The sequence below is a fragment of the Streptomyces sp. NPDC053076 genome, assembly GCF_044546845.1.
Lineage (GTDB): Bacteria > Actinomycetota > Actinomycetes > Streptomycetales > Streptomycetaceae > Streptomyces.
The window spans coordinates 234,632-256,341 of sequence record NZ_JBITZL010000001.1; the positions used below are offsets into that span (position 1 = coordinate 234,632).

A 21,710-nucleotide genomic window follows, 5' to 3' on the forward strand; every position below is an offset into this window, starting at 1 on the left:
AACACCGGAGGGAACGAAATGGCACAGCCTGCGAAGGGGCCCGCCACAGCCCCGTGTTCCACCCCACCGGTGCACACCGAGGACGCCGTCACGTCCGTGCACCCGGTGGACGAGAAGCTCCACTTCTCGCGGCTCGTCCCGGCCGCGCTGCAGCACATCGCCGCGATGTACGCGGGCGTCGTCACTCCTCCGCTCATCATCGGCCAGGCATGCGGACTCGACATCGCGGCCCGCACCCGGCTCATCGCCGCGAGCCTGCTCATCGCCGGCGTCGCGACCATCCTGCAGACCATCGGCGTCAAGGGAATCGTCGGCAACCGGCTGCCCTTCGTCAACGCCGCCTCCTCCGCCGGCATCGCCCCGATCCTCGCGATCGCCGAGACCCACGGCAAAGGCCACCAACTCCCCGCGATCTACGGCGCGGTGATGGTCGCCGGTGCCTTCTGCCTGGCGCTCGGCCCGTTCTTCGGCCGGCTCCTGCGCTTCTTCCCGCCCCTGGTCACCGGCGTCGTCATCACTTTGATCGGCGTCACGCTGATGCCCGTCCCGGTGAGCTGGGCACAGGGCGGCGACAAGACCGCCGCCGACTTCGGCGCCCTGCGGCACCTGGCGCTCGCCGGGTTCACCCTCGCCGTCATCCTGCTGATCCAGCGGTTCGGCAAGGGCTTCGTCAAGCAGGTCGCCCTGCTGTTCGGACTGCTCATCGGCACTCTGGCCGCGATGCCCTTCGGCATGGCCGACTTCAGCGGCCTGAAGTCGGCGCCCGTCGCCGCACTCCCCGCCCCGTTCGCCTTCGGCGCCCCCGAGTTCCAGCCCGCGGCCATCCTCTCGCTGTGCATCGTGATGCTGGTGCTGATGACCGAGTCCAGTGCCGGCATGCTCGCCCTCGGCGAGATCTGCGACCGCCGCGCCGACGCGAGGACCATCACCCGCGGCCTGCGCACCGACGGCATCGCCACCCTGCTCGGCCCCGTCTTCGGCGGCTTCCCCACCTCCGCCTTCGCCCAGAACGTCGGCGTCGTCTCCCTCACCCGGGTGCGCAGCCGATACGTGGTCGCCGTCGCCGGTGGCAGTCTGCTGGTCCTCGGCGCCTTCCCGGTCCTCGGCGCGGTCGTCTCCCTGGTCCCCATGCCGGTCCTCGGCGGCGCGGGCATCGTGCTCTTCGGCTCGATCGCCGTCAGCGGCATCCGTACGCTGTCCGAGGCGGGCCTGGACGACAGCTCCAACATCGTCCTGGTGGCCGTGGCCCTCGGCGCCGGCATCATCCCGCTGGCCGCGCCGACCTTCTACGCCGACTTCCCGGCCTGGGCGCAGACCGTGCTCGGCTCCGGCATCAGCGCGGGCGCGCTCGTCGCGGTCCTGCTCAATCTCTTCTTCCATCATCTCGGCACCCGGCGCGGGCCCGCTCAGCCCGCTCCGGCACTCAAATCCTCCTAGGGTCCTGCCGTGCCCTCCCCGTGGACAGTCCCCTCGGTTCACGGGCCCGCCACTGAAAGACAAGGAAGCACCATGGCACCATCGGCAGACCAGCGCATCGTCATCGACAACTGCGCGATCGCGACCGTCGACGCCGGCGACACGGAGTACGCCTCCGGGTACCTCGTTCTCGCCGGCAACCGGATCGAGGCGGTGGGCGCGGGCAAGGCCCCCGAGGGTGTGGAGAACGTGGTACGCCGGATCGACGCGAGCGGCCATCTGGCCACGCCGGGTCTGGTCAACACCCACCACCACTTCTACCAGTGGATCACCCGGGGCCTGGCCACCGACCACAACCTGTTCAACTGGCTGGTCGCGCTCTACCCCACCTGGGCGCGCATCGACGAGCAGATGACGTACGCGGCCGCGCAGGGCTCCCTCGCCATGATGGCCCGGGGCGGTGTCACCACCGCCATGGACCACCACTACGTGTACCCGCACGGCTCCGGCGACCTGTCCGGTTCGATCATCCGGGCCGCCGCCGAGATGGGCGTCCGCTTCACGCTGGCCCGCGGCTCGATGGACCGCAGCGAGAAGGACGGCGGCCTGCCGCCGGACTTCGCCGTCGAGACGCTGGAGGGTGCCCTCGCCGCGACCGAGGAGACCGTCAAGAAGCACCACGACGCCTCCTTCGACGCCATGACCCAGGTGGCGGTCGCCCCCTGCTCGCCGTTCTCCGTCTCCACCGAACTCCTGCGCCAGGGCGCGGAGCTGGCGCGCCGGCTCGGTGTACGGCTGCACACGCACGGCTCGGAGACCGTGGAGGAGGAGAAGTTCTGCCACGAGCTGTTCGGTATGGGCCCCACCGACTACTTCGAGTCCACGGGCTGGCTCGGTGAGGACGTGTGGATGGCGCACTGCGTCCACATGAACGACTCCGACATCGAGGCATTCGGCCGCACCAAGACCGGTGTCGCCCACTGCCCGTCGTCCAACGCCCGCCTCGCCGCCGGCATCGCCCGCGTCCCCGACATGCTGAAGGCGGGCGTCCCGGTCGGCCTCGGCGTCGACGGCACCGCCTCCAACGAGTCCGGTGAACTCCACACCGAACTGCGCAACGCCCTGCTGATCAACCGCCTCGGCGCCCACCGCGAGGCCGCGCTCAACGCCCGCCAGGCGCTGCGGCTCGGTACCTTCGGTGGCGCCCAGGTGCTCGGCCGGGCCGGGCAGATCGGCTCGCTGGAGGCCGGCAAGCTGGCCGACGTGGTGCTGTGGAAGATGGACACGCTCGCCCACGCCTCCATCGCCGACCCGGTGACCGCGCTCGTCTTCGGCGCCGCGGCCCCGGTGACCGCCTCCTTCGTCAACGGCCGGCAGATCGTCGACAACGGCCGCCTGGTCACCGTCGACGAGGACGCCGTGGCCCGCTCGACCCGCGAAGAGGCCCAGCGCCTGGCGCGGATCGCCGCGCAGAGCTGACCCGCGGCCCGGTCCCACCGGGCTGACGCATCGCAGGGCCTCAACAGACTCCGGCCGGGAGGGACGGCTCACGGCCGGGGCCGTGGATCCGAGCGGGATCCACGGCAGTCGTCTCCGGAGCGCGCACGCGCGCTCCGGAGACGGCCACCCCACACCGCTCGTCACCGCTCATTCGCCACCCCCGTCACGGTCCCGCACGACCACTTGCACGCACCACCTCCATGAAACCCACGTCGACGACGACGTGTTACCCGCCCGGAGGAGCCGCCGTGGCCGCCCATCCAGTTGACGAGAAACTCCCCGCCCTCAAAATGGCGACCAGCGGTCTGCAGCATGTGGCCGCCATGTACGCCGGAGTAGTCGCACCACCGCTCATCGTCGGCGCGGCCATCGGCCTGTCCGCCACCGAGCTGACCTTCCTCACCGGCGCCTGCCTGTTCACCGCCGGACTCGCCACCTTCCTCCAGACCCTCGGCTTCTGGAAGATCGGTGCCCGGCTGCCGTTCGTCAACGGCGTCACCTTCGCCGGGGTCGCCCCCATGACCGCGATCGTCGCCTCGACCGACGACAAGTCCGACGCCCTGCCGATCATCTTCGGCGCGGTCATCGTCGCCGGCCTGCTCGGCTTCCTCGCCGCCCCGGTCTTCTGCAAGGCGGTCCGCTTCTTCCCGCCGGTCGTCACCGGCTCCGTCATCACCCTGATCGGCGTCTCCCTCCTCCCGGTCGCCTTCGGCTGGGCGCAGGGCCCCGATCCCAGGGCCGACGACTACGGCTCGACGACCTATCTCACGCTCGCCGGCATCACCCTGCTCATCGTCCTGCTGCTGCGCCGCTTCACCCGGGGCTTCGTCAAACAGATCGCCGTCCTGATCGGCCTGATCGCCGGCACGCTCCTCGCGATACCGTTCGGCGTCACGGACTTCGGTCCCGTCGCCGACGCCGACGTGGTCGGCTTCCCCACGCCGTTCCACTTCGGCGCCCCGCAGTTCCAGCTCGCCGCGATCCTCTCGATGTGCGTGGTGATGGTGGTCTCGATGACCGAGTCGACCGCCGACATGCTGGCGCTCGGCGAGATCGTCGAACGCCCCGCAGACGAGAGGACCATCGCGGCGGGACTGCGCGCCGACACCCTCGGCTCCGCGCTCAGCCCGCTGTTCAACGGCTTCATGTGCAGCGCCTTCGCCCAGAACATCGGCCTGGTGGCCATGACGCGGATCCGCAGCCGGTACGTCGTCGCGACCGGCGGCGGCTTCCTGGTCCTGATGGGCCTGTGCCCGATGGCCGCCTCGCTCATCGCGGTCGTGCCCCGCCCGGTGCTCGGCGGTGCCGGCGTCGTCCTGTTCGGCTCGGTCGCCGCGAGCGGCATCCAGACCCTGGTCCGGGCCGGCCTGGACAGGGACAACAACGTCCTGATCGTGGCCGTCTCCCTCGCCGTCGGCATCATCCCGATCACCGCGCCGGAGTTCTACCACGCGTTCCCCGAGACGGCGAAGATCGTCCTGGACTCGGGCATCTCCACGGGCTGCCTCATGGCCGTGGTGCTCAACCTCCTCTTCAACCACCTCGGCAGGGGCGAGGAGGCCCAGGACGTCACCCATCCCATGGAGGCGGGGGAGGAGATCGCCGCCGCACACTGAACTGCCCTGCACGCGGGGCCGGGTGGGCGGGTGTACGGAAAACCATGCCGTGTCCCCGCCCACCGTGGTGCAATCTTGGTGTCATGAACGAGTCCGGCCGTGTCGAGGCCTTCAGCGACGGCGTGTTCGCCATCGCCATCACCCTGCTGGTCCTGGACATCAAGGTGCCCGAAGCGGATGAACACGGCGGTCTGTGGCACGCGCTGGGCGCGCAGTGGCCCTCGTACGCCGCCTACGTGGTGAGCTTCCTGGTCGTCGGCATCATGTGGATCAACCATCACCAGATATTCAGCCATGTGGCCCGGGTCGACCGGACCCTGATGTTTCTGAACCTGCTGCTGCTCATGGTCGTGTCGGCGGTGCCCTGGCCGACCGCGATGCTCGCCGAGTACCTGCGCGAGGGCACCGCCTCGCATGCGGCGGCCGCCGTCTACAGCCTGGTCATGGTGGTCATGGCCCTCGCCTTTCAGGCCCTGTGGTGGCATCTGACCCGTACCGGTCACCTCTTCGACGCCGACGTCGACGTCACGGCGGCCCGGGCGACCCGGATCCGCTTCGCGCTGGGCTCCCTGGGCTACCCGCTGGCCGTCGGCCTGGCCTTCGTCTCCGCGCCGGTGACCCTGGCCGCGCACGGCCTGCTCGCCCTGTACTACGGCTTCAACCAGGTCCCGGTGCCGACCCGGAAGAATCCGGCGACGCAGACCGCCGTGCACCAGGGCACGTCGCCCGACTCGTAGGTCTCAGGTCTATGGCCGGCTACAGGCCGAACAGGGCGAGGTCCGTCGCCAGTTCCTTGAACACCTCCCGTGGGTCGGCGACCAGCTTGCGTTCCGCGAGGTTCAGGAGGCCGCCCACCGCGGTGAGCTCCGCCGCCAGGGTGCCGTCGGCCTTGCGTATCTCCTGGCGGATCCGGAAGGTCTTGCCGGTGCCCCACTCGAACGCGCACGTGACGTCGACCTCGTCACCGGCGAGCAGTTCGCGCAGGTAACGGACGGTCGTCTCCAGGGCGACCGGGCCCACGCCCTGTCCGACCAGCCGGGCCTGACTGATCCCGGCCGCGTGGAGCAGCGACCAGCGGGCGTGCTCGGCGTAGTTGAGGTACACCGCCTGGTTGAGATGTCCCTGGGTGTCGGTCTCGTAGCCACGGACGGTCACACGGACGGAAAACGGTTCGGTCACTGCTTGCCCCTCTCGGACGGGATTCCGGCGCTCGACCGATCTTGACACGCCGGTCACACCCGGCGCGGCGAGGCCAGCAGGTAGCGCGCTCTCGTCCGTGGCTCGGTGTACTCGCCGGCCTGCCAGCCGGCCCCCTCCAGCGTCGCGGCGCAGAGCGCCAGCGCCTCCGCGTCCGGCGCGTACACCGCGACCGCCTCCGGCTGCGGGGTCGCCCGGACCCGGTAACCGGCCGTGTCCCCGCCGGCCGGGCGCTGCCCGGCCGCCTCCAGCGCGAGCGCGGCGGCCCGCACCAGGTGCGCCCGCTCCCACCCGCACGGCCGGTCCACCGCGCCGTCGGGATTGGTCATCCGGCGCAGCTCCAGCAGCCCCTGCCAGGCGCCGTGCACTTCGCGCCGCCGGGCCGGGCCGGACACCGGCGGCTCCTCCTCGCCGCCGACACGGGCCGCGAACACGGCGGTGTCCGGAGCGGGCTCGGCCGGTGCCTCGGGCACCGCCTCCCGCATCCGGTGGCCCGCGGGGGTGAGGAAGTGGTCGTGCGGCGGCCGGGGGTGCCGGAAGGCGAGCCCCCGCTGCACCAGCGCCGCGAGCTGGGTCGCGCCACCGCGCAGCCGGCCGGTCACCGGATCGGCGGCCTCGATCAGCCGCCGCTGCGCGGCGGTCGGTGGTCGGGTCACGGGATGCTCCTTCCGGCGCCGTCGCTCCGCCGGACCGCCGGGGGGCGGCCCCTTCGCAGAGTACGGCCCGGGTCTGACAACGCCCGCTACTCCCCGGGCCGGATGTTCCACCCCGCGATCACCGGTCGCCCGTGCTCGGTGCCGAGGCGGCACAGCGTCCCCGTCGCGAGCTGGAAGAGGGCCCCGTCCCGGGGCGCGAGGCCCAGGCGGCGGGCGGTGAGGACACGGAGGAAGTGACCGTGGGCGATCAGCACGACGATCCCTTCGGTGTTGGCGAGGGCGGCGTCGGCCTTGGCCAGCATCCGGTCGGCGCGCTCCCCGACCTGCTCCGCGGTCTCGCCCGGGTGGTCCGGCGGGCCGGGCGCGACACCGTCCGTGAACAGGAACCAGCCGGGCCGGCTCCGCTGGATCTCCGGGGTGGTCACGCCCTCGTACCCGCCGTAGTCCCACTCCCGCAGGTCGGCGTCGACCCGTGCGTCCGGGATGCCGATGAGCTGGGCGGTCTCGCGGGCCCGCTGGAAAGGGCTGACGAAGGCGGCCCCGATCCGGTGTGAGCGGATCAGCGGTACCAGCCGCCGCGCCTCCGCCCGCCCGTGCTCGGTGAGAGGTACGTCGGTCGAGCCGGTGTGCCGCCCGGACCGCGACCACTCGGTCTCCCCGTGCCGGACGAGAAAGAGGTCACCCATGACGGCACGGTGTCACAGGGGCGTCTCCGTCCGCAGGGCGGACTGCGCCAGACGGCCGGGTGTCATGGCGATGGTGTCCCCGCAGGCATCGAGCGTGGCGGCCTTCCCGCGCGCGTCCGTGACGGGGACGACCGCGTCGCCGGTGTCGTGCGGTGCCCGGACGACGGCCTCGCCCTGCCGTACGCACCAGGTGTCCGCGCCCTTGGTGTCCCGGGGCGTGTAGCGCAGGTCCACGGTGACGGCCGCCTTGGCGGACAGGGGGAGGGCCGCGGGGTGTCCGGGACCGGCTCCCTCGATGCTCTCCGCCTTGCCGTTGTGGATCTCCAGGCTCGGGTAACCCGCGAACACGCAGGGGGCGGAGCCCTTGTTGACGGCGATGAGCCGCGCGTTGGGCCGGGGTCCCCCGTGCCCCTTCTCCTTGCCGCTGCCGCTGCCGCTGCCGCTGCCGCTGCCGCTGCCGGTGTCGTCGAGGAGGGACAGCGTCCATGTGAGGGACGCGGTCCGGCAGGGTGGTGCGGTGGCGTCCGGTGCGGCCGTCGTGGTGGTGTCGCAGCCCGTCAGTGTCAGGCCGGCGGCCGTCAGCGTCAGGCCGGCCGTGAGCGCGGCGAGGCCGCCGGCCCGTCGGGTCGTCGCGGGCATCGTTCCCCCTGGAAGTGCGTACGGAAGCGGGTCGAGATGTGTGCGTGGGTGGGTGTGCGGCAGCGGGAGTCGTGCGGTCAGGTGCCGGGGTGTACCAGCGTGTACTCGGTGCCGAGGGCCTTGGCGCCGCTGTCGGCGTACAGCGTGGTCTCCCCGTCGGACCAGCGCACGATCAGGTCGTTGCCGGAACGGCCGTGGCGCAAGCCGCCGGCCGACAGCACCTGCGCGTTCTTCCAGAGGCTGTTCGGGCCGCGCATCCGGGACCGGGTGCCGAGCCCGGCGGGGGAGGTGTCGGCGTACGTGTCGAGCGCGCCGTCGGACCAGCGCACCAGCAGGTCCCCGTCGGCCGCGCCGCCGAAGTCGCCGCCGGTCAGCAGGGCGGCCTTGGTCCAGGTGCCGTTCGCCGCGAGGAGCCGCGAACCGGTGCCGAAGCCGCCGGTGCCGACCGCCGGGTACAGCGTGAGCGTGCCGTCGGCCCAGCGGACCAGCAGGCCGGTGCCCCGGTCGCTGCGGAACGGTCCGGCGGTGAACTGGGCGGCGTTCTTCCACGCGGAGCGGGGCGCCGCCATCCGGATCTCCCGGCCCAGGCCGGAGGGTCCGGGCTGCGGGTAGAGGGTGACCTCGCCGTCGGACCAGCGCACCAGCAGGCCGGACCGGTCGCCGCCGGCGAAGGCGCCGCCGGTGAGGGTCCGGGCGTGCGTCCAGGTGGAGTTGGCCTTCTGCAGCCGCCTCTCGGCGCCGAACCCGCCCTTGCCGTCGCCGGGGTAGAGGGTGACCGCGCCGTCGGACCAGACCACGAGCAGATCGCCGCGCTGGTCGCCGGTGTATTCGCCCGAGGTCATGAGCGCGGCCTTGCGCCAGCGTCCCGCGCCACCCGGCAGCGTGCCCTTCGGGCCCCGGTACGGAGGCAGGTCGGCGGGCGGCTCCTGGTCCGCGACGGCGTCGGCGAGCAGGTTCGCGGCGTCCGCGCCGAACGCGGTGGCGTAGCTGATGTAGTCGACGTTCGCGTCGTTGCCGCCGCCGTTGTAGCCGCCGAGGTTGCCGATGACGTGCCCGGTGCGGGCGTCGTCCTGGTAGTCGGTGATCCACGGGCTGCCGGACACCCCGCCGTAGTAGCCACCGCAGGTCATCGACAACTGCCGGTAACCGCTGAGCTGTTTCGTCGGGACCGTGCACTTGACCGCGCGCCCGGCGCTGTTGTGCCGGTAGGAGGGGTAGCCGACGACGGTGACGCGGTGGGTGTAGCCGGAGGGCCGGGCGAAGGTCAGGCCACCGCCCACCGCGTCCTGGAGGGACGTGCCCTGCTGGTTGGCCGAGACCCGGGCGAACGCGGTGTCCAGATCGGAGGACACCTTCTTGGTGGTCGTCGAGCCCTGGTCGGGCACGTACCGGGGGTCGACGAAGATGCGCTGGATGTGAAAGATGCCGTACGGCTGCCGGTCGGGGGCCGCGCCTTTGACGAACTTCGGGACGAAGACGTAGTCGCCCTTCATGTTCAGCGCACAGTGGGCCGCTGTGAGCACGATGTTCCGGGCTTTGGTGTCGATCACGCTGCCGGTGCAGTGCCAGGTGGTGCCGCTCGGTCCGTCGGAGCCGAAGAACGTCCCGACCAGCCGGGTTCCCTTGAACAGCGTGCCCTTCGGCCGGGCCGCCGCCGCGGCCGACGCCCCCGGCATCGACGGCATGTGCCGCACCGCGTCCAGCGGCCGGGCCCCGGCCATGCGCTGCGCGGTCCAGAACCGCGCGGCCTCCCGCGCCTCCTGCCCGGCAGTGGGCGCGGGCGGCGCGGGGTCGGCCTGCGCGGCCGGCATCGCGAACGCGGACAGCGCCGCGCACAGCACGGCGACGCCCGCCCGACGTCTTCCGTACGCGACACGACGTCTTCCGTACGAGAACAGTCGTCCGTACGAGAACACTGATGCTCCCCCTGGTCACTGGCTGGAACCGGACCGGGGCGGCGGTGCTGCGCCGGTAGGACCCGCACCGACGGCCGGTGTGCCCGCCCCGCCTCGTGCGGAGCCCCCGGTCGTTGCCGGGTGATCTTCGCACACACGAGCGAAACGGGCCACACGGCCCCCAGGCGCTACTGCCGGTAGCCGCTGAGGAATCTGCCGATCCGGCCGATCGCCGCCTCCAGGTCGTCGGCGTGCGGCAGGGTGAGGATGCGGAAGTGGTCGGGGGAGGGCCAGTTGAAGCCGGTGCCCTGGACCACCTGGATCTTCTCGCGCAGCAGCAGGTCCAGGACGAACCGCTCGTCGTCGTGGATCTTGTGCACCTTGGGGTCGATGCGCGGGAACGCGTACAGCGCGCCCCTGGGCTTGACGCAGGACACGCCGGGGATCTCGTTGAGCTTCTCCCAGGCCACGTTCCGCTGTTCGTGCAGCCGGCCGCCGGGCTGGGTGAGGTCACGGACGGACTGGCGTCCGCCGAGTGCGGCCTGGATGGCGTACTGGGCGGGCGCGTTGGCGCACAGCCGCATGGAGGCCAGCATGGTCAGGCCCTCCAGGTAGTCCTTGGCGTGCTGCTTCGGGCCGGTGACCACCAGCCAGCCCGAGCGGAAGCCCGCGACCCGATAGGTCTTGGACAGGCCGCAGAAGGTGAGGACGACCAGGTCGGGGGCGAGTGCGGCGGCCGAGTGGTGGACGGCGTCGTCGTACAGGATCTGGTCGTAGATCTCGTCGGCGAACACCATCAGACCGTGCCGGCGGGCCAGGTCGAGGATGCCCTCGACGACCTCCTTCGGATAGACCGCGCCGGTCGGGTTGTTCGGGTTGATGAGGACCACGGCCTTGGTGCGGTCGGTGATCTTCGATGCCATGTCGGCCAGGTCCGGGTTCCAGTCGGCCTGTTCGTCGCACCGGTAGTGGACGGCCTTGCCGCCGGCCAGGGTCGTGACGGCCGTCCAGAGCGGGAAGTCCGGCGCGGGGATGAGGATCTCGTCGCCGTCCTCGACCAGGGCCTGGACGGCCATGGAGACCAGCTCCGAGACACCGTTGCCCAGGTAGACGTCGTCGACGTCCACCTCGATCCCCAGGTTCTGGTACCGCTGGGCGACCGCGCGGCGGGCGGAGAGGACACCGCGGGAGTCCGTGTAGCCGTGCGCCTGCGGCAGCATCCGGATCATGTCCTGGAGGATCTCCTCCGGCGCCTCGAAGCCGAAGGCCGCGGGATTGCCGGTGTTCAGGCGCAGCACGCTGTGCCCTGCCTCCTCCAGCGCGTTGGCGTGCTCGATCACCGGGCCGCGGATCTCATAGCACACCGCGCTGAGCTTGTTGGACTGCCGGAACTCCATGCGCCCCTCCGGGAACTCGTGTTACTTGGTTTTACCAAGTGAGAGCTTGGAAAGTCCAACAACATGTCTAGACTGCGTCCCATGTCACCTCGCCGAAGCTACGACCAGTACTGCTCCGCGGCCCGCGCGCTCGACCTCGTCGGCGACCGCTGGACCCTGCTGATCGTCCGGGAGCTGCTCGCCGGTCCCCGCCGCTACACGGACCTGCACGCGGACCTGCCCGGCGTGAGCACGGACGTACTCGCCTCACGGCTGAAGGACATGGAACGCGACGGCCTCACGACCAGACGGCGACTGCCCCCGCCGGGCGCCGCCTACGTGTACGAACTCACGACGCGTGGCCTGGAGTTGCTGCCCGTGCTACAGGCGCTGGGCCGGTGGGGTGAGGGGGAGTTGGGCGAGCGCGGGCCCACCGACGCCGTGCGCGCGCACTGGTTCGCCCTGCCGCTGCTGCGCGCCCTGGACGGCGAGGGGTTGGTCGAAGTGTGCTTGGAAGAGGGCGACTTCCACCTCCACGTTGGGGCGGACGACGGGCCGGTGTACGGCGACGGGCCCGCGCCGGGTGAGGCGGACGCGCGGCTGGTGATGGACGCGGAGACCTGCGAGGCCCTCGCCCGGGGCGAGCTGACCCTGCCGGACGCGGTACGCGACGGACGGGTGACGGTGACCGGGGACGGCACGCTCGCCAAGGCCCTGCGGGAGCCGTGAGGCAGCAAGGCCCGCCGGAGGGGTGGGTGGCGTGGGACGGGCGAAGGGCCGTCGGAGGGGTGGGTGGCGCGGGACGGGCGAGGGGCCGTCGGGGTGGTGGGTGGCGTGGGGCAGGTGAAGGCCCGCCGGAGGGGCGGGCCTTCACGCGATCGTGCTCGCCGTACGGCTCACGCGCCCGGCGGCACCCGGGACGGCCGTCCCGATCCCCGGGTCAGTACGTAGCCCCCGATACCGGCGAGCGCGGCCAGCACGCCGCCGATCGCGGTCCACACCCAGCGGTCGGACCACCAGCCGGAGGACCAGCCGTCGTCCGAGCCGAAGCTGGACAGCACCGCCGCCTTCGAAGTGCCCTCGTCCTCCTTGGACTTGGCGGCGATGCCGGGGACCAGCGGCTTGCCCAGCGAGCCGTCCACCGCCGCCGCGCCGCCGATGTCCTTGGAGTCCACGCGCACCTCGGCGCCGACCGGCTGGCCGAGGTCGGCGGCCCCGAGGTCCACCACCGTGAGCCGGAAGTAGTACGTGCCCGGCAGCGGGTCATCGGCCCACGGCTCCGACCAGCCGCGCACCGCGCGCAGCACACACGCCAGCTCGACCGAGGCGGCGCCCTGTGCGGCGGTGCGGGTCGCCGCGCCGTACTGGCAGGACTGGCGGCGCCGCAGCCCGTCGTACACGTCGAGCTGCCAGGTCTGCGGGTCGTGCGTGTCCGGGAGCTTCACCGTCGCCTTGACGGTGGGACGCTGACCGATGTCCGCGGGGAAGGACCAGTACAGGTAGTCGCCGGTGGAGCCGGAGGCGGTGGCCCGCTGGCCCTGCTCGATCTCCGTCGCCGTGCGGAACGAGGTGCCCGCCCGGGTGGGCGCCGCATCGTCGGAGGAGGCGCTCGGTGAGGGCGAGGAGTCGGCGGCGGCCGGTCCGGCGGCCAGCCCCAGCGCCAGCAGCGCGGTGCCCAGCGCTCGTGTGATCCGCATCAGTTCGTCCTCCAGACCGCGACCCGCCAGCGCGACAGCCAGCCCCACAGCAGACCCGCCAGGAAACCGATCAGCACCAGCGCGCCGAGCAGCCACCAGCCGCGGCCGAGGCCGAAGGAGGCCACGTCGTGGTGCCCCGACGGCCCGTCGACCACGTCGACGGTCAGCTCCAGCGGCAGCCCGGGGGTGGTCTTGACCCCCGAGGCCGCCGAGAACGACTGGGTGACCTGGAGACACACGGTCTCCGCGGTCGCCGTGTCGTCGTCGCTCTCCGCCTTCGGATAGCGCAGACCGGTGGAGATGACGTCCGTGCGGCCGGTGCCGGCGGCCTCACCGCGCACGATCTCCCGTCCGTGCACGGTCACCGCCCGCAGCAGCACCCCGTAGTTGGGGTCGACGGCCCGGTCGTCCGCGACGCTCACCGAGGCGCGCAGCTCGTGGCCGGGCTCGACGTCCACCTTGTACCAGCGCTGTTGTCCGAACTCCTCACGGTCGGTGTAGAGCCCGGAGGTGAGCGCCGGTGCCCGCTCGCACCGGTCCGCGCCCTCGGTGGCCACCGGTGTCACCACCGGATCGGCCGCCCGGTCGAGCAACTGGCCGACCCGGTCGGAGAGTTCCTCCTTGTGCCGGACGTCGGTGTAGGTGCCGCCGGTCGCGTCCGCGATGCAGCTGAGCTGGGCGCGGGTCTTGGCGTCCGGCACCAGGCCGAGGGTGTCGATGGTCAGCCCGATGCCCTTGGCCGCTATCTCCCGGGCCACCTCGCACGGGTCGAGCGGCTGGCAGGTGTCCTCACCGTCACTGATCAGGACGATACGACGGGTGCCGGAGCCGCCGTTCAGGTCGTCCGCCGCCTTCAGCAGCGCGGGACCGATCGGGGTCCAGCCGGTCGGCGCCAGGGTGGCCACCGCCGTCTTCGCGTCCGTCCGGTTCAGCGGGCCGACCGGGTACAGCTGCGCGGTGTCCTTGCAGCCCTCCTTGCGGTCGTCGCCGTGGTAGTTGGCGCCGAGCGTACGGATGCCGAGCCGGACCTCCTCCGGCGTCGCGTCCAGCACCTCGTTGAACGCCTGCTTCGCCGCGGCCATCCGGGTGCCGCCGTCGATGTCGCGGGTGCGCATGGAACCGCTGACGTCCAGCACCAGTTCGACCTTCGGCGCGGCCTGTTCCGTCTCGTCGGCGACCGCTCCGGCGGGGAAGGCGATCCCGGCCGTCAGGGCGGCGAGCAGAGCGCAGACGCCCGCCGCCAGCCGTTGTCTTCTGATCATCGCCGGATCCTATTGATCAGATACGTCGGACTCCAAAACGCCGGGTGGCCATCTCCTCCCCGCCCCCGCCCCCGCCCCGCCACGGCGGCCCCTGCCCCCGCCACCATCCCCGTGCGGCCGTTCGGCATCCCCGCCACCATCCCCGTGCGGCCGTTCGGTGTCCCCGCCACCATCCCCGTGCGGCCGTTCGGCGTCCCGGCCACCATCCTCATGCGGCCGTTCGGCATCCCCGCCACCATCCCCATGCGGCCGTTCGGCGTCCCGGTCCCCGGTGCCGTGCGGTGTTCGCCCCGGCCGGTGCCCAACATGACGCGAATTCAGCCGGTCTCCGGGAACCGCGCCGCGCAGGGATGGGGCAGTGTCGTCCAGATGTCCCCGGAGCGGCCGGGTGAGAGCCGCATCAGGGTCAACGCCTTCGTGGGCAGCGGACTTTCCCGCAGGGCGGCCAGATCAGGGGTGCGGGGCAGTGCGGGCAGGACGTCCCCGAGGGCGGCGGCCAGCGCCGGGCCCGAGCCCGCCGTACCGGCCAGCGCTCCCGCCACCAGGGAGCCGAACAGCTTGCGGCGCAGGGCGGTGGGATCGTCCGTGATCAGACGGCCCGTGAGGGCGGGCGGGGTGATGCCGTGGCGGGCCAGCCGGGCGGGGCTGATCCGGATGTCGGCGAGGTCGCGGTAGACCAGGCGCAGCGGGGTGCCGTCGGCCGACAGGATCACCAGGAGGTTCTGGCCGTGCGCCTCCAGGGCCACCCCGAGATCCAGCAGGCGCAGGCCCACCGTGAGCGCCAGCCGGGCGAACGCGGCCAGCCAGGAGGGGGAGTCGGGCAGGGAGGTGGTGGCGAGGGCGGCCACCGGGAGAACGCGTTCGCCCGGAGCGGCGTACGCCTCCGGCGACTCCCGCAGCAGCGCGGCCAGGTCGGGGGAGTGGGCGGTGACCGCCCCCAGCGTGCGGGTGACGTGCAGCAGCCCGCCGGTGCGCGTCGCCAGGTCCTCGGCGAAGGCGGACAGGGGCGCCGCGGCCCGCACCGAGTCGACGGAGATGTCCCGTACCGACGAGGTCAGCCGGGCACTGAGCGCGGTCTTCACATGCGGGCCGCCCGGCAGCGCCAGGGTGCGCAGGGACATCAGCGGCCGGGCCGGGCGCCAGGCGGCGTACGGCCGCCCGAGCACATGCGCGGCCTGCCAGGGGTGCACCGGGACCAACAGCCGCTCGCCCGCCCTCAGTTCCGTCGGCCAGTCGCCGGACAGCAGGCAGTCCGCCGCCGGTACCGCCACCGTCCCCAGGCCGACCACGGGCCTGTGCTCCGGACCGTAGGCCAGCTGGTCCGCCACCGAGAAACCCGGCCGGGAACGGCAGTTCGGATGGAACGGGTGCCCGTCGACCACCCGCTGCTCCCACTCCCAGTCCTGCTCCGGCCACTCCTTCGGGTGGTCCGCGCCCGCCCGGGACAGCGCCAGCGACGCCACACTGCCGGCCAGTTCCGCCGCGAAGCCGGACGCGTGCGGCACCCCGAGCGCGGCCATCAGGCGTGCCGGATCGTCGTACCGCTCCCGGTCCAGCCGCACCGCGCCGACGTACGCGCTCGTGGCGTAGGGGTCCGCGTGCGGCCCGTGCAGGGTCCGGCCGTCGGCCAGGCGCAGGGCGAGACCGTGCGGCCCCGGCACCCGGCCGGTGAGCCACGGCAGCGGCTCATGGGCCAGCGCCCGCCACAGCCGGGTCAGCACGGCGGCGCGGGCACCCGGCAGCTCTGCCGCGTACCGGGGCAGCAGATCGGGCCGGACGGCGGCCAGCTCCTCGGCGATCTCGGCCTCGGCGGTGGGGGGACGGTGCACGGCAGGGCTCCTCGGGTACGCGGGCACGGCACGATAGTCGGGGACCGCCGGGGACGACAGCCATACTGATCATCACCGGCCCCGGACGGCGCACCCGGTGTGCGCGGGGACTACCGCGGGCCCCTGGACGAGGGACGAATGGAACGCGTGTACCTCACACCCCCCACCGACGAGGCCGGCCGCCGCGCCGACGCGTACGCGGCAGCGCCTCTGCTCAACTGCCTGCTGCGGGAGGTGGCCGAGCCGCTGCCGGACGCCGCCGGGGACCGCCGCGTCCACCGGCTGCCGGACGGACGACTGCTGCGGGTGCGCGCCGGGCGGCGCCCCGCGGACCCCGAGCTGTACACGGCCGGGGCCTGGCGCCGGATCGGCCACCCGGAGCTGGTCAAACTGGTCGCCGAGGAGCTGCGCCGGCACACCGGGCTGCCCGGCGGCGACCTGCCCGCGGAGATGATCGACAGCCGCGACGCGGTCGCCGCCCTGCTCACCGCCCGGGCACGGGCCACCGCACCCGAGGACCCCTACCTGCGCTCCGAGCAGTCCCTGCTCACCGGCCATCCGTACCACCCGGCCCCCAAGGCGCGCGGCGGCGGACCGGTCGCGTCCTGGCTGCCGTACGCGCCCGAGGCGCACGCCCGCTTCCCGCTGGAGCTGCTCGGCGTCCGCGAGGACCAGGTGGCCGAGGAGGGCGACACCAGCGCCCTGGACGCCCTCGGGGCGGCCCCGCCCGGCTACCGGCTGCTGCCCGCGCACCCCTGGCAGCTCGACCTGACCGCCGGCGACCTCGCCCCCGCGTTCGCCGACGGCCGGCTGCTGCGGCTCGGCTCCACCGCCTGCGACACCTGGCCCACGGCCGCCGTCCGCACGGTGTACGAGCCCCGTCGCGATCTGTTCCTGAAGTTCAGCCTGGACGTCCGCATCACTAACGACATCCGTCGGCTGTGGCGTCACGACCTGCGGAAACTGCGCCGTACCGACGCCGCCGCCGGGCGCGCCTTCGCGGCGATGGGCCCGCCCGCGGCCTGGCTGAGCGACCGCGGCTACCGCACCGCCGCCTTCGCCTTCGAGGAGCTGGCCGTGCTGGTCAGGGACGGGCTGCGGGGCCACCTGCTGCCGGGTGCCACCCCACTGCTCGCGGCGGGTCTCGCCGAGGGCTTCGAGGGCAGCCCGCTGGCCGCCACGGCCGATCCGGCCGGCTGGTGGGCGGCCTACCTGCGGCAGGTCGTACCGCCCGTCCTGACCGCGTTCCACGACCACGGGGTGGTCCTGGAGGCGCATCTGCAGAACACCCTCGTCGCCGTGGACGCGGCCGGCCTGCCCGTGCAGGCCCTGTTCCGGGACGCCGAGGGCGCCAAACTGCTGCCGGACGTCACACGGGCCGCCGGCTGGGAGCGGCTGGTGTACTGCCTGGTCGTCAACCACCTCACGGAGATCGCCGGCGCCCTCGCCGAGCACCGTCCCGGCCTCGATCCGTGGCCCGCCGCCCGCCGCGAACTCGCCCGGCACGACCTGCCCGAGATCCCCGGCCTGCTCACCGCGCCCACCCTGCCGGGCAAGACCAACCTGCTGCTGCGCTGGACGGGGGCGGACGGCGCGGACGCCCGCTACCTTCCCCTGCCGAACCCGCTGGCCGAGCCCGGTACCCGCCCCTGACCCGCCGTGCTCCGGCCGGCGCCGTGCCGCCAGGACTGGGGCATCAGCCGCCGGTGCAGCGGCCAGGAGGCCGGCGGCATCGGGCGTCGGTGCGGGAGGCCGGCGCGGGGTCCGTCAGTGGACCGGCACGTCGGCGCACCGGTATGTCGGCGCACCGGTATGTCGGTGCACCGGCACGTCGGCGCACCGGTTCGGCGGTGCGTCGTCACCCACCGGCCGAGCACAGCTCCGCCGTCAGGGCGGCGATCTCCGCGGTCTGCGAGCCGTTCAGGCGCGGGTCGCACGCGGTCTCGTAGCGGCGGGGCAGATCCTCCTCGGCGATGCCGGCGGCGCTGCCGACACACTCGGTGACCTCGGCCGGGGTGGCCTCCAGATGCAGGCCGCCGGGCCGGCCGCCGACCGAGCGGAGGGCCGTGAAGAAGCCGCGGATCTCGGCGGCCACCGTCGCCACGTCCCGGGTCTTGTAACCACCGGCGCCGACATAGGTGTTGCCGTGCATCGGATCGCACAGCCACACGGCCGGGTGGCCGAGCCGGGCGACCTCCGCCACCAGCGGGGGCAGCACCTCGCGCACCTGCTCCGCGCCCATCCGGGAGATCAGCACCAGACGCCCCGGCTCCCGGTCCGGATCGAGCCGGGCGCACAGCGCGGCCAGGTCCCCGCGGTCGGTGCCCGGAGCGACCTTCACGCCCACCGGGTTGTCGACACCGGACAGGAACCGCACGTGCGCCCCGCCGGGGTCGCAGGTGCGTGCGCCGATCCAGGGCAGATGCGTGGAGGTCAGGAACAGGCTGCCGGTCACCGGGTCCCGCCGTACCTGAGGCTCCTCGTAGTCGAGCACCAGCGCCTCGTGGCTGGTCCACACGGCCGGCGCGCCGGCCGCCGAGACGCCGGGCATCGTCGTGCCCGACTCCGCCAGTTCCCGCAGCAGTGCGAGCACGGCACGCGCGTGGGCGTGGCCCTCCAGCAGCCGCATCGCGTCGGGCACGCGGGCCGCGGGGTCCGGCGCCGGGTCGTTGACCAGGTGCCCGCGGAACGAGGGCAGGACCAGTTCCCCGACGCGCTCGGTCGGTGCGGAGCGGGGCTTGGCGTACTGGCCCGCCAGCCGGCCCACCGGGATCACGGGCCGGCCGAGGGCCGCGCCGATGGTCCGGGAGGTGCCGTGCAGCAGGCCGACCCGGGCCGCGACGCCCGCGAAGGTGGGGGACTCGAACGTCTCGGCGCAGTCGCCGAGTTGCACCACGAATGCCTCGCCGTGCGCGGCGGCGGCAAGTGCCCGGCGCAGGGCGAGGATCTCGTGCGGCCGTACGAGCGGTGCGGCGCCGGCCAGCCGGGACCGGATCCGGCGCAGCAGCGCGGGATCGGGCCACTCGGGCTGCTGGGCGGCAGGGTGGTGCCGCCAGTCGGACGGCGTCCAGGCCGGCGGCCGGGCGGAGCGGAGCGCAGCGGGCGAGGACATGGGGCATCGGCCTCCGTCGTGAGGTGAGGTGAGGGGAGCGGTGTCGGGTGCGGGTCGGGTGGTGGGTGGAGGCTGCGCTCAGTCGTGGGGCAACGCCCACCACAGCAGTCCGCCTTCGGGCAGCTGCCGTACGCTCACGCGCACCCGACGCTCGGGGTGCCCGTCCGCCTGGGCGAGGAATCCGGCACCGTCCGGGGTGAGCCGCAGGTCCCGCAAGCCGCGCAGGGCCGGACCGGTGAGCGGGCTGAGGGCCTTGAAGGCGGCCTCTTTGGCGGAACAGAGGGTGAGCAGGCGCCGGGCCGCCGTCCGGGGTGGGCCGAGGAGCGGGCGTTCGGGCTCACGCAGCACCAAGTGAGCGGCGCGGACCGGGAGATCGGCGAGTTCCAGGTCGACGCCGAGGGTCGGGAACCGGTCGGCGGGACCGGCGACGGCGACCGCGATGCCGCGGGAATGGCTGATCGACGCCGAGATGCCTTCGGGCAGTCGGGGCCTGGGGCCGTCGCACCGCACCGGGCCCGCGGTGAGCCCGGCCGCGCGTACGGTTCGGTGCAGCGCGCTGCGTCCGATGAGGAAATCGCCGCGGCGCGGTGGTGGCATCGTCCGGGCCAGGCGCCGTTCCTCGTCGGTGACGGCGACCGGCGGGCCCTCGTGGACGGAGGCGACCGCGAAGCCCACCCCCGGAATACGTGGCCCGGCACCGGCGAATACGCGGGGCAGAATGCGGAGCGCCCCATTCGAATGCACGAGGTATTCTCCCTGTTACTGGCTGATGGGTCAGGGAATGGACGGCACGGTGAATTCCGCGAATACCGGGACGACGTCCTGCCCGGTTCGCCGGATTGTGCCGGACCGCACGGCGGTGCGACCAGGCGGGCTGCCACACCTTGCTCGGCCGAACCCCTCCCTGTGACCGAGGTGAAGTCGGTATCCCGGCCTCTCGGACACAAAGAGGCGGCGCGGCGACGGCACACTCCCTGCTTTACTATGCTTTTACCGTGCGGGGGTTCGGTGTGCCCCTCCTCGCGACGCAGAGGGAGGGACGGGGGTGACCGGCTCGGGGAGCAACGGCTGGCCGACAGCCGAACTGGACGCGGTGCGCCGTCTGCACGTCATCGCGTCCGCGGCCGGGCGGCATGCGGCGTTCGCCGAGCGCCGTTTCGACGTGTCCCTGGACCGGTTGTGGTCGGTCGCCCCGGACCTGGCGAGCGAACTCCCCCTGGTCCTCGGTGGTTTGCGCGGCTTCAGCATCACGCGGTCCGAGGGTGAGCGGCTGACCGGTGAGGCGGTCGGCGCCCTCGGGTTCCGCGAGCAGGTCGACATCGTGCTGCGCCCCGGCTGGTGCCTGATGCAGGGCAAGGTGCTGACGAGCGGCATGGCCGCCGCGGCGGACCGTGACGGCTGCCGGTTCGCCTTCTTCACCAGCCTGCGGCTGCCGGGCGGCGATCTAGTTGACGGATCAGGCGGAAGGCGGTGATGAGGGTCTCCTGGGCCGCGTCCGCGCCGTCCTGCAGGGCGACCGGACCGCAGATCCGGCCGACGTAGGGGGCGAGGACGCCCAGCAGCTCGTCCATCGCCGGCGCGTCGCCGCGCTGCGCCCCCTCGACCAGGCGAGCCAGCAGGTGCGGATCGTGCAGCGTGCTGGTGTTGCCCTCCCTCGTCACCGCATCCCCGCTTCCGGCTCCGCCGCGCTCACCCGGAAGGCGGAGAAGGGGAATGCGTCGGTCAATGCGTTCACCGGTGGCGGCGTCGCGCACCGAGCCTTCCTGTACCCACCCGAATTCTTATTGGACCGACCGGTTCCCGTTCTCCCGCACAGGTCGCGCAAATCCATGAAATTGATACCCCCGTTGATGGCGAATGGGACAGCTCACGCACACCGCTGGCAACCCTAGCACCGGGAACAGGCGTCCGAGAGGCTCAACAACTTGGAGCGCCACTTAACCGGCGGGTGGCAAAATATGCAGGAAGGAACACGGCTGCACGGCCTCGCCGACACGAATCCACGGAACCCCACGCGACCCCGGAGCCGAGTCCCAAAGGCGGCCCCCCGGCTCCTGCCGCAATTCGTGCGTCGCTCTGTACCGCCCGCCTCCTCCTGCCGTCGGGTGCCGCGGCGGCCGGGGGATCCGGCCGCCGCGCCGGGCATCCTCGACCACTGGAGAGAGGCGCCCGACGGCCGATGCCCTCCCCCCGCCGCGCCGGGCATCCTCGACCACTGGAGAGAGGCGCCCGACGGCCGATGCCCTCCCCCCGCCGGGCCGAATGCGAGACAAGCTCGCAAACTGGCGGGAGTACCGCGCCGTTCTGTCCCCTCCTTCCATCGAAGCCCCGCACCGACGCCGCCTTGGTGCCGCCGAAGCGTCGACCACCAGGGGAAGGAGAACGACAGATAAGACCGCGCGAGCGGAAGCCCGCCAGCAGGGCCCGCCGTCCCGGCAGGGTGTCGCGCCGGAGGAGCCATGGGCCACCGCGGCCTCCCTCGTCCGAGCGGCGCAGGCCGGCGACGCCCTGGCGCTCAACGACCTGCTGAGCCTGCTCACCCCGTAGGTGACCCGGCTGTGCCGGCCGATCGCCCTGAACAACAGCGCCGACGCCGTACAGGAGGCACTGATCGCCGTGTTCCAGGGTCTGCCCCGGCTCAAGGACCCGCGTGCCCTGTACGCGTGGGTCCGCACGATCACCGTACGCGAGGCGGTGGTCGCGCCCGGGCCCGGCGCCTGACAGCCGGCGCGCGGCAGCGGGCCCCCGCACCCCTTCCTTCGTCTGTTCCGTCCCGGCGCCTGTTCCGTCCCGGCCGTCCACGGAAGGCACCGTTCCGGAAAAAGTCGG

The 21,710-nt window shown here is 72.9% G+C and carries 20 protein-coding genes; 8 read left to right on the forward strand and 12 right to left on the reverse strand.

Going from position 1 to position 21,710, the window contains the following annotated elements; translation table 11 throughout:
• The first annotated feature begins 18 nt into the window (after nucleotides 1-18).
• From ACIGYR_RS00960 to ACIGYR_RS00975, 4 genes are all read left to right on the forward strand, one after another.
• A complete protein-coding gene (locus tag ACIGYR_RS00960; RefSeq protein WP_399604736.1) occupies nucleotides 19-1,437 on the forward strand; it encodes a nucleobase:cation symporter-2 family protein in 1,419 nt (472 codons plus the stop codon).
• Nucleotides 1,438-1,509: 72 nt separating this feature from the next.
• A complete protein-coding gene (locus tag ACIGYR_RS00965) occupies nucleotides 1,510-2,895 on the forward strand; it encodes an 8-oxoguanine deaminase (RefSeq protein WP_399604734.1) in 1,386 nt (461 codons plus the stop codon).
• Nucleotides 2,896-3,164: 269 nt separating this feature from the next.
• A complete protein-coding gene (locus tag ACIGYR_RS00970) occupies nucleotides 3,165-4,532 on the forward strand; it encodes a nucleobase:cation symporter-2 family protein (protein WP_391841417.1) in 1,368 nt (455 codons plus the stop codon).
• Between the two features lie 83 nt (nucleotides 4,533-4,615).
• Nucleotides 4,616-5,269 carry a TMEM175 family protein gene (locus ACIGYR_RS00975; protein ID WP_399604732.1) on the forward strand — a complete coding sequence of 218 codons (654 nt, stop codon included), beginning with the start codon at nucleotides 4,616-4,618 and terminating at the stop codon, nucleotides 5,267-5,269.
• Nucleotides 5,270-5,288: 19 nt separating this feature from the next.
• Here the strand turns inward: ACIGYR_RS00975 and ACIGYR_RS00980 are convergent, their stop codons facing one another.
• From ACIGYR_RS00980 to ACIGYR_RS01005, 6 genes are all read right to left on the reverse strand, one after another.
• Entirely contained in the window at nucleotides 5,289-5,711 is a 423-nt protein-coding gene (locus ACIGYR_RS00980) for an acyl-CoA thioesterase (RefSeq protein WP_399604730.1), read from the reverse strand.
• 53 nt (nucleotides 5,712-5,764) lie between these two features.
• Entirely contained in the window at nucleotides 5,765-6,385 is a 621-nt protein-coding gene (locus ACIGYR_RS00985) for a hypothetical protein (RefSeq protein ID WP_391841423.1), read from the reverse strand.
• A gap of 86 nt (nucleotides 6,386-6,471) precedes the next feature.
• Nucleotides 6,472-7,071 carry a histidine phosphatase family protein gene (locus ACIGYR_RS00990; RefSeq protein WP_399604728.1) on the reverse strand — a complete coding sequence of 200 codons (600 nt, stop codon included), beginning with the start codon at nucleotides 7,069-7,071 and terminating at the stop codon, nucleotides 6,472-6,474.
• 12 nt (nucleotides 7,072-7,083) lie between these two features.
• Entirely contained in the window at nucleotides 7,084-7,710 is a 627-nt protein-coding gene (locus tag ACIGYR_RS00995; protein ID WP_399604726.1) for a DUF4232 domain-containing protein, read from the reverse strand.
• 77 nt (nucleotides 7,711-7,787) lie between these two features.
• Nucleotides 7,788-9,626, reverse strand: coding sequence for a trypsin-like serine peptidase (locus ACIGYR_RS01000; RefSeq protein ID WP_399604724.1), 1,839 nt, complete (start codon nucleotides 9,624-9,626; stop codon nucleotides 7,788-7,790).
• A gap of 167 nt (nucleotides 9,627-9,793) precedes the next feature.
• Complete coding sequence (locus ACIGYR_RS01005) at nucleotides 9,794-11,002, reverse strand: pyridoxal phosphate-dependent aminotransferase (RefSeq protein WP_391841431.1); 1,209 nt, start codon at nucleotides 11,000-11,002, stop codon at nucleotides 9,794-9,796.
• Nucleotides 11,003-11,083: 81 nt separating this feature from the next.
• Between ACIGYR_RS01005 and ACIGYR_RS01010 the strand changes: the two genes are divergently transcribed.
• Nucleotides 11,084-11,710 carry a winged helix-turn-helix transcriptional regulator gene (locus tag ACIGYR_RS01010; protein WP_399604721.1) on the forward strand — a complete coding sequence of 209 codons (627 nt, stop codon included), beginning with the start codon at nucleotides 11,084-11,086 and terminating at the stop codon, nucleotides 11,708-11,710.
• Nucleotides 11,711-11,877: 167 nt separating this feature from the next.
• On the opposite strand, the gene ACIGYR_RS01015 is transcribed toward ACIGYR_RS01010, so the two are convergent.
• The 3 genes from ACIGYR_RS01015 to ACIGYR_RS01025 all read right to left on the reverse strand — a co-directional run bounded on the left by ACIGYR_RS01015 (nucleotide 11,878) and on the right by ACIGYR_RS01025 (nucleotide 15,769).
• Nucleotides 11,878-12,678: a hypothetical protein gene (locus ACIGYR_RS01015; protein WP_399604719.1), complete on the reverse strand. Its 801-nt coding sequence runs from the start codon at nucleotides 12,676-12,678 to the stop codon at nucleotides 11,878-11,880.
• Nucleotides 12,678-13,940: a VWA domain-containing protein gene (locus ACIGYR_RS01020; RefSeq protein ID WP_399604718.1), complete on the reverse strand. Its 1,263-nt coding sequence runs from the start codon at nucleotides 13,938-13,940 to the stop codon at nucleotides 12,678-12,680. Before ACIGYR_RS01020 ends, ACIGYR_RS01015 begins: the two co-directional genes overlap by 1 nt.
• Before the next feature lie 317 nt (nucleotides 13,941-14,257).
• Nucleotides 14,258-15,769 (reverse strand): IucA/IucC family protein, encoded by a 1,512-nt coding sequence (locus ACIGYR_RS01025; protein WP_399604716.1) that lies wholly within the window; start codon nucleotides 15,767-15,769, stop codon nucleotides 14,258-14,260.
• A 138-nt stretch (nucleotides 15,770-15,907) separates the two neighbouring features.
• On the opposite strand from ACIGYR_RS01025, the gene ACIGYR_RS01030 reads away from it, so the two are divergent.
• Nucleotides 15,908-17,422 carry an IucA/IucC family protein gene (locus ACIGYR_RS01030; protein WP_399604714.1) on the forward strand — a complete coding sequence of 505 codons (1,515 nt, stop codon included), beginning with the start codon at nucleotides 15,908-15,910 and terminating at the stop codon, nucleotides 17,420-17,422.
• Nucleotides 17,423-17,627: 205 nt separating this feature from the next.
• On the opposite strand, the gene ACIGYR_RS01035 is transcribed toward ACIGYR_RS01030, so the two are convergent.
• Together ACIGYR_RS01035 and ACIGYR_RS01040 are read right to left on the reverse strand one after the other, a co-directional pair.
• A complete protein-coding gene (locus ACIGYR_RS01035) occupies nucleotides 17,628-18,881 on the reverse strand; it encodes a 3-deoxy-7-phosphoheptulonate synthase (RefSeq protein ID WP_399604712.1) in 1,254 nt (417 codons plus the stop codon).
• Between the two features lie 78 nt (nucleotides 18,882-18,959).
• The gene (locus tag ACIGYR_RS01040; RefSeq protein ID WP_399604710.1) at nucleotides 18,960-19,556 is read right to left on the reverse strand and encodes a 4'-phosphopantetheinyl transferase superfamily protein; all 597 of its coding nucleotides are present in this window, start codon (nucleotides 19,554-19,556) and stop codon (nucleotides 18,960-18,962) included.
• 370 nt (nucleotides 19,557-19,926) lie between these two features.
• Between ACIGYR_RS01040 and ACIGYR_RS01045 the strand changes: the two genes are divergently transcribed.
• Entirely contained in the window at nucleotides 19,927-20,355 is a 429-nt protein-coding gene (locus ACIGYR_RS01045) for a hypothetical protein (RefSeq protein ID WP_399604708.1), read from the forward strand.
• Here the strand turns inward: ACIGYR_RS01045 and ACIGYR_RS01050 are convergent.
• A complete protein-coding gene (locus ACIGYR_RS01050; RefSeq protein ID WP_399604707.1) occupies nucleotides 20,297-20,542 on the reverse strand; it encodes a hypothetical protein in 246 nt (81 codons plus the stop codon). The genes ACIGYR_RS01045 and ACIGYR_RS01050 overlap by 59 nt on opposite strands.
• An 886-nt stretch (nucleotides 20,543-21,428) precedes the next feature.
• Between ACIGYR_RS01050 and ACIGYR_RS01055 the strand changes: the two genes are divergently transcribed.
• Nucleotides 21,429-21,602 (forward strand): sigma factor, encoded by a 174-nt coding sequence (locus tag ACIGYR_RS01055; RefSeq protein WP_399604705.1) that lies wholly within the window; start codon nucleotides 21,429-21,431, stop codon nucleotides 21,600-21,602.
• Nucleotides 21,603-21,710 lie beyond the last annotated feature (108 nt).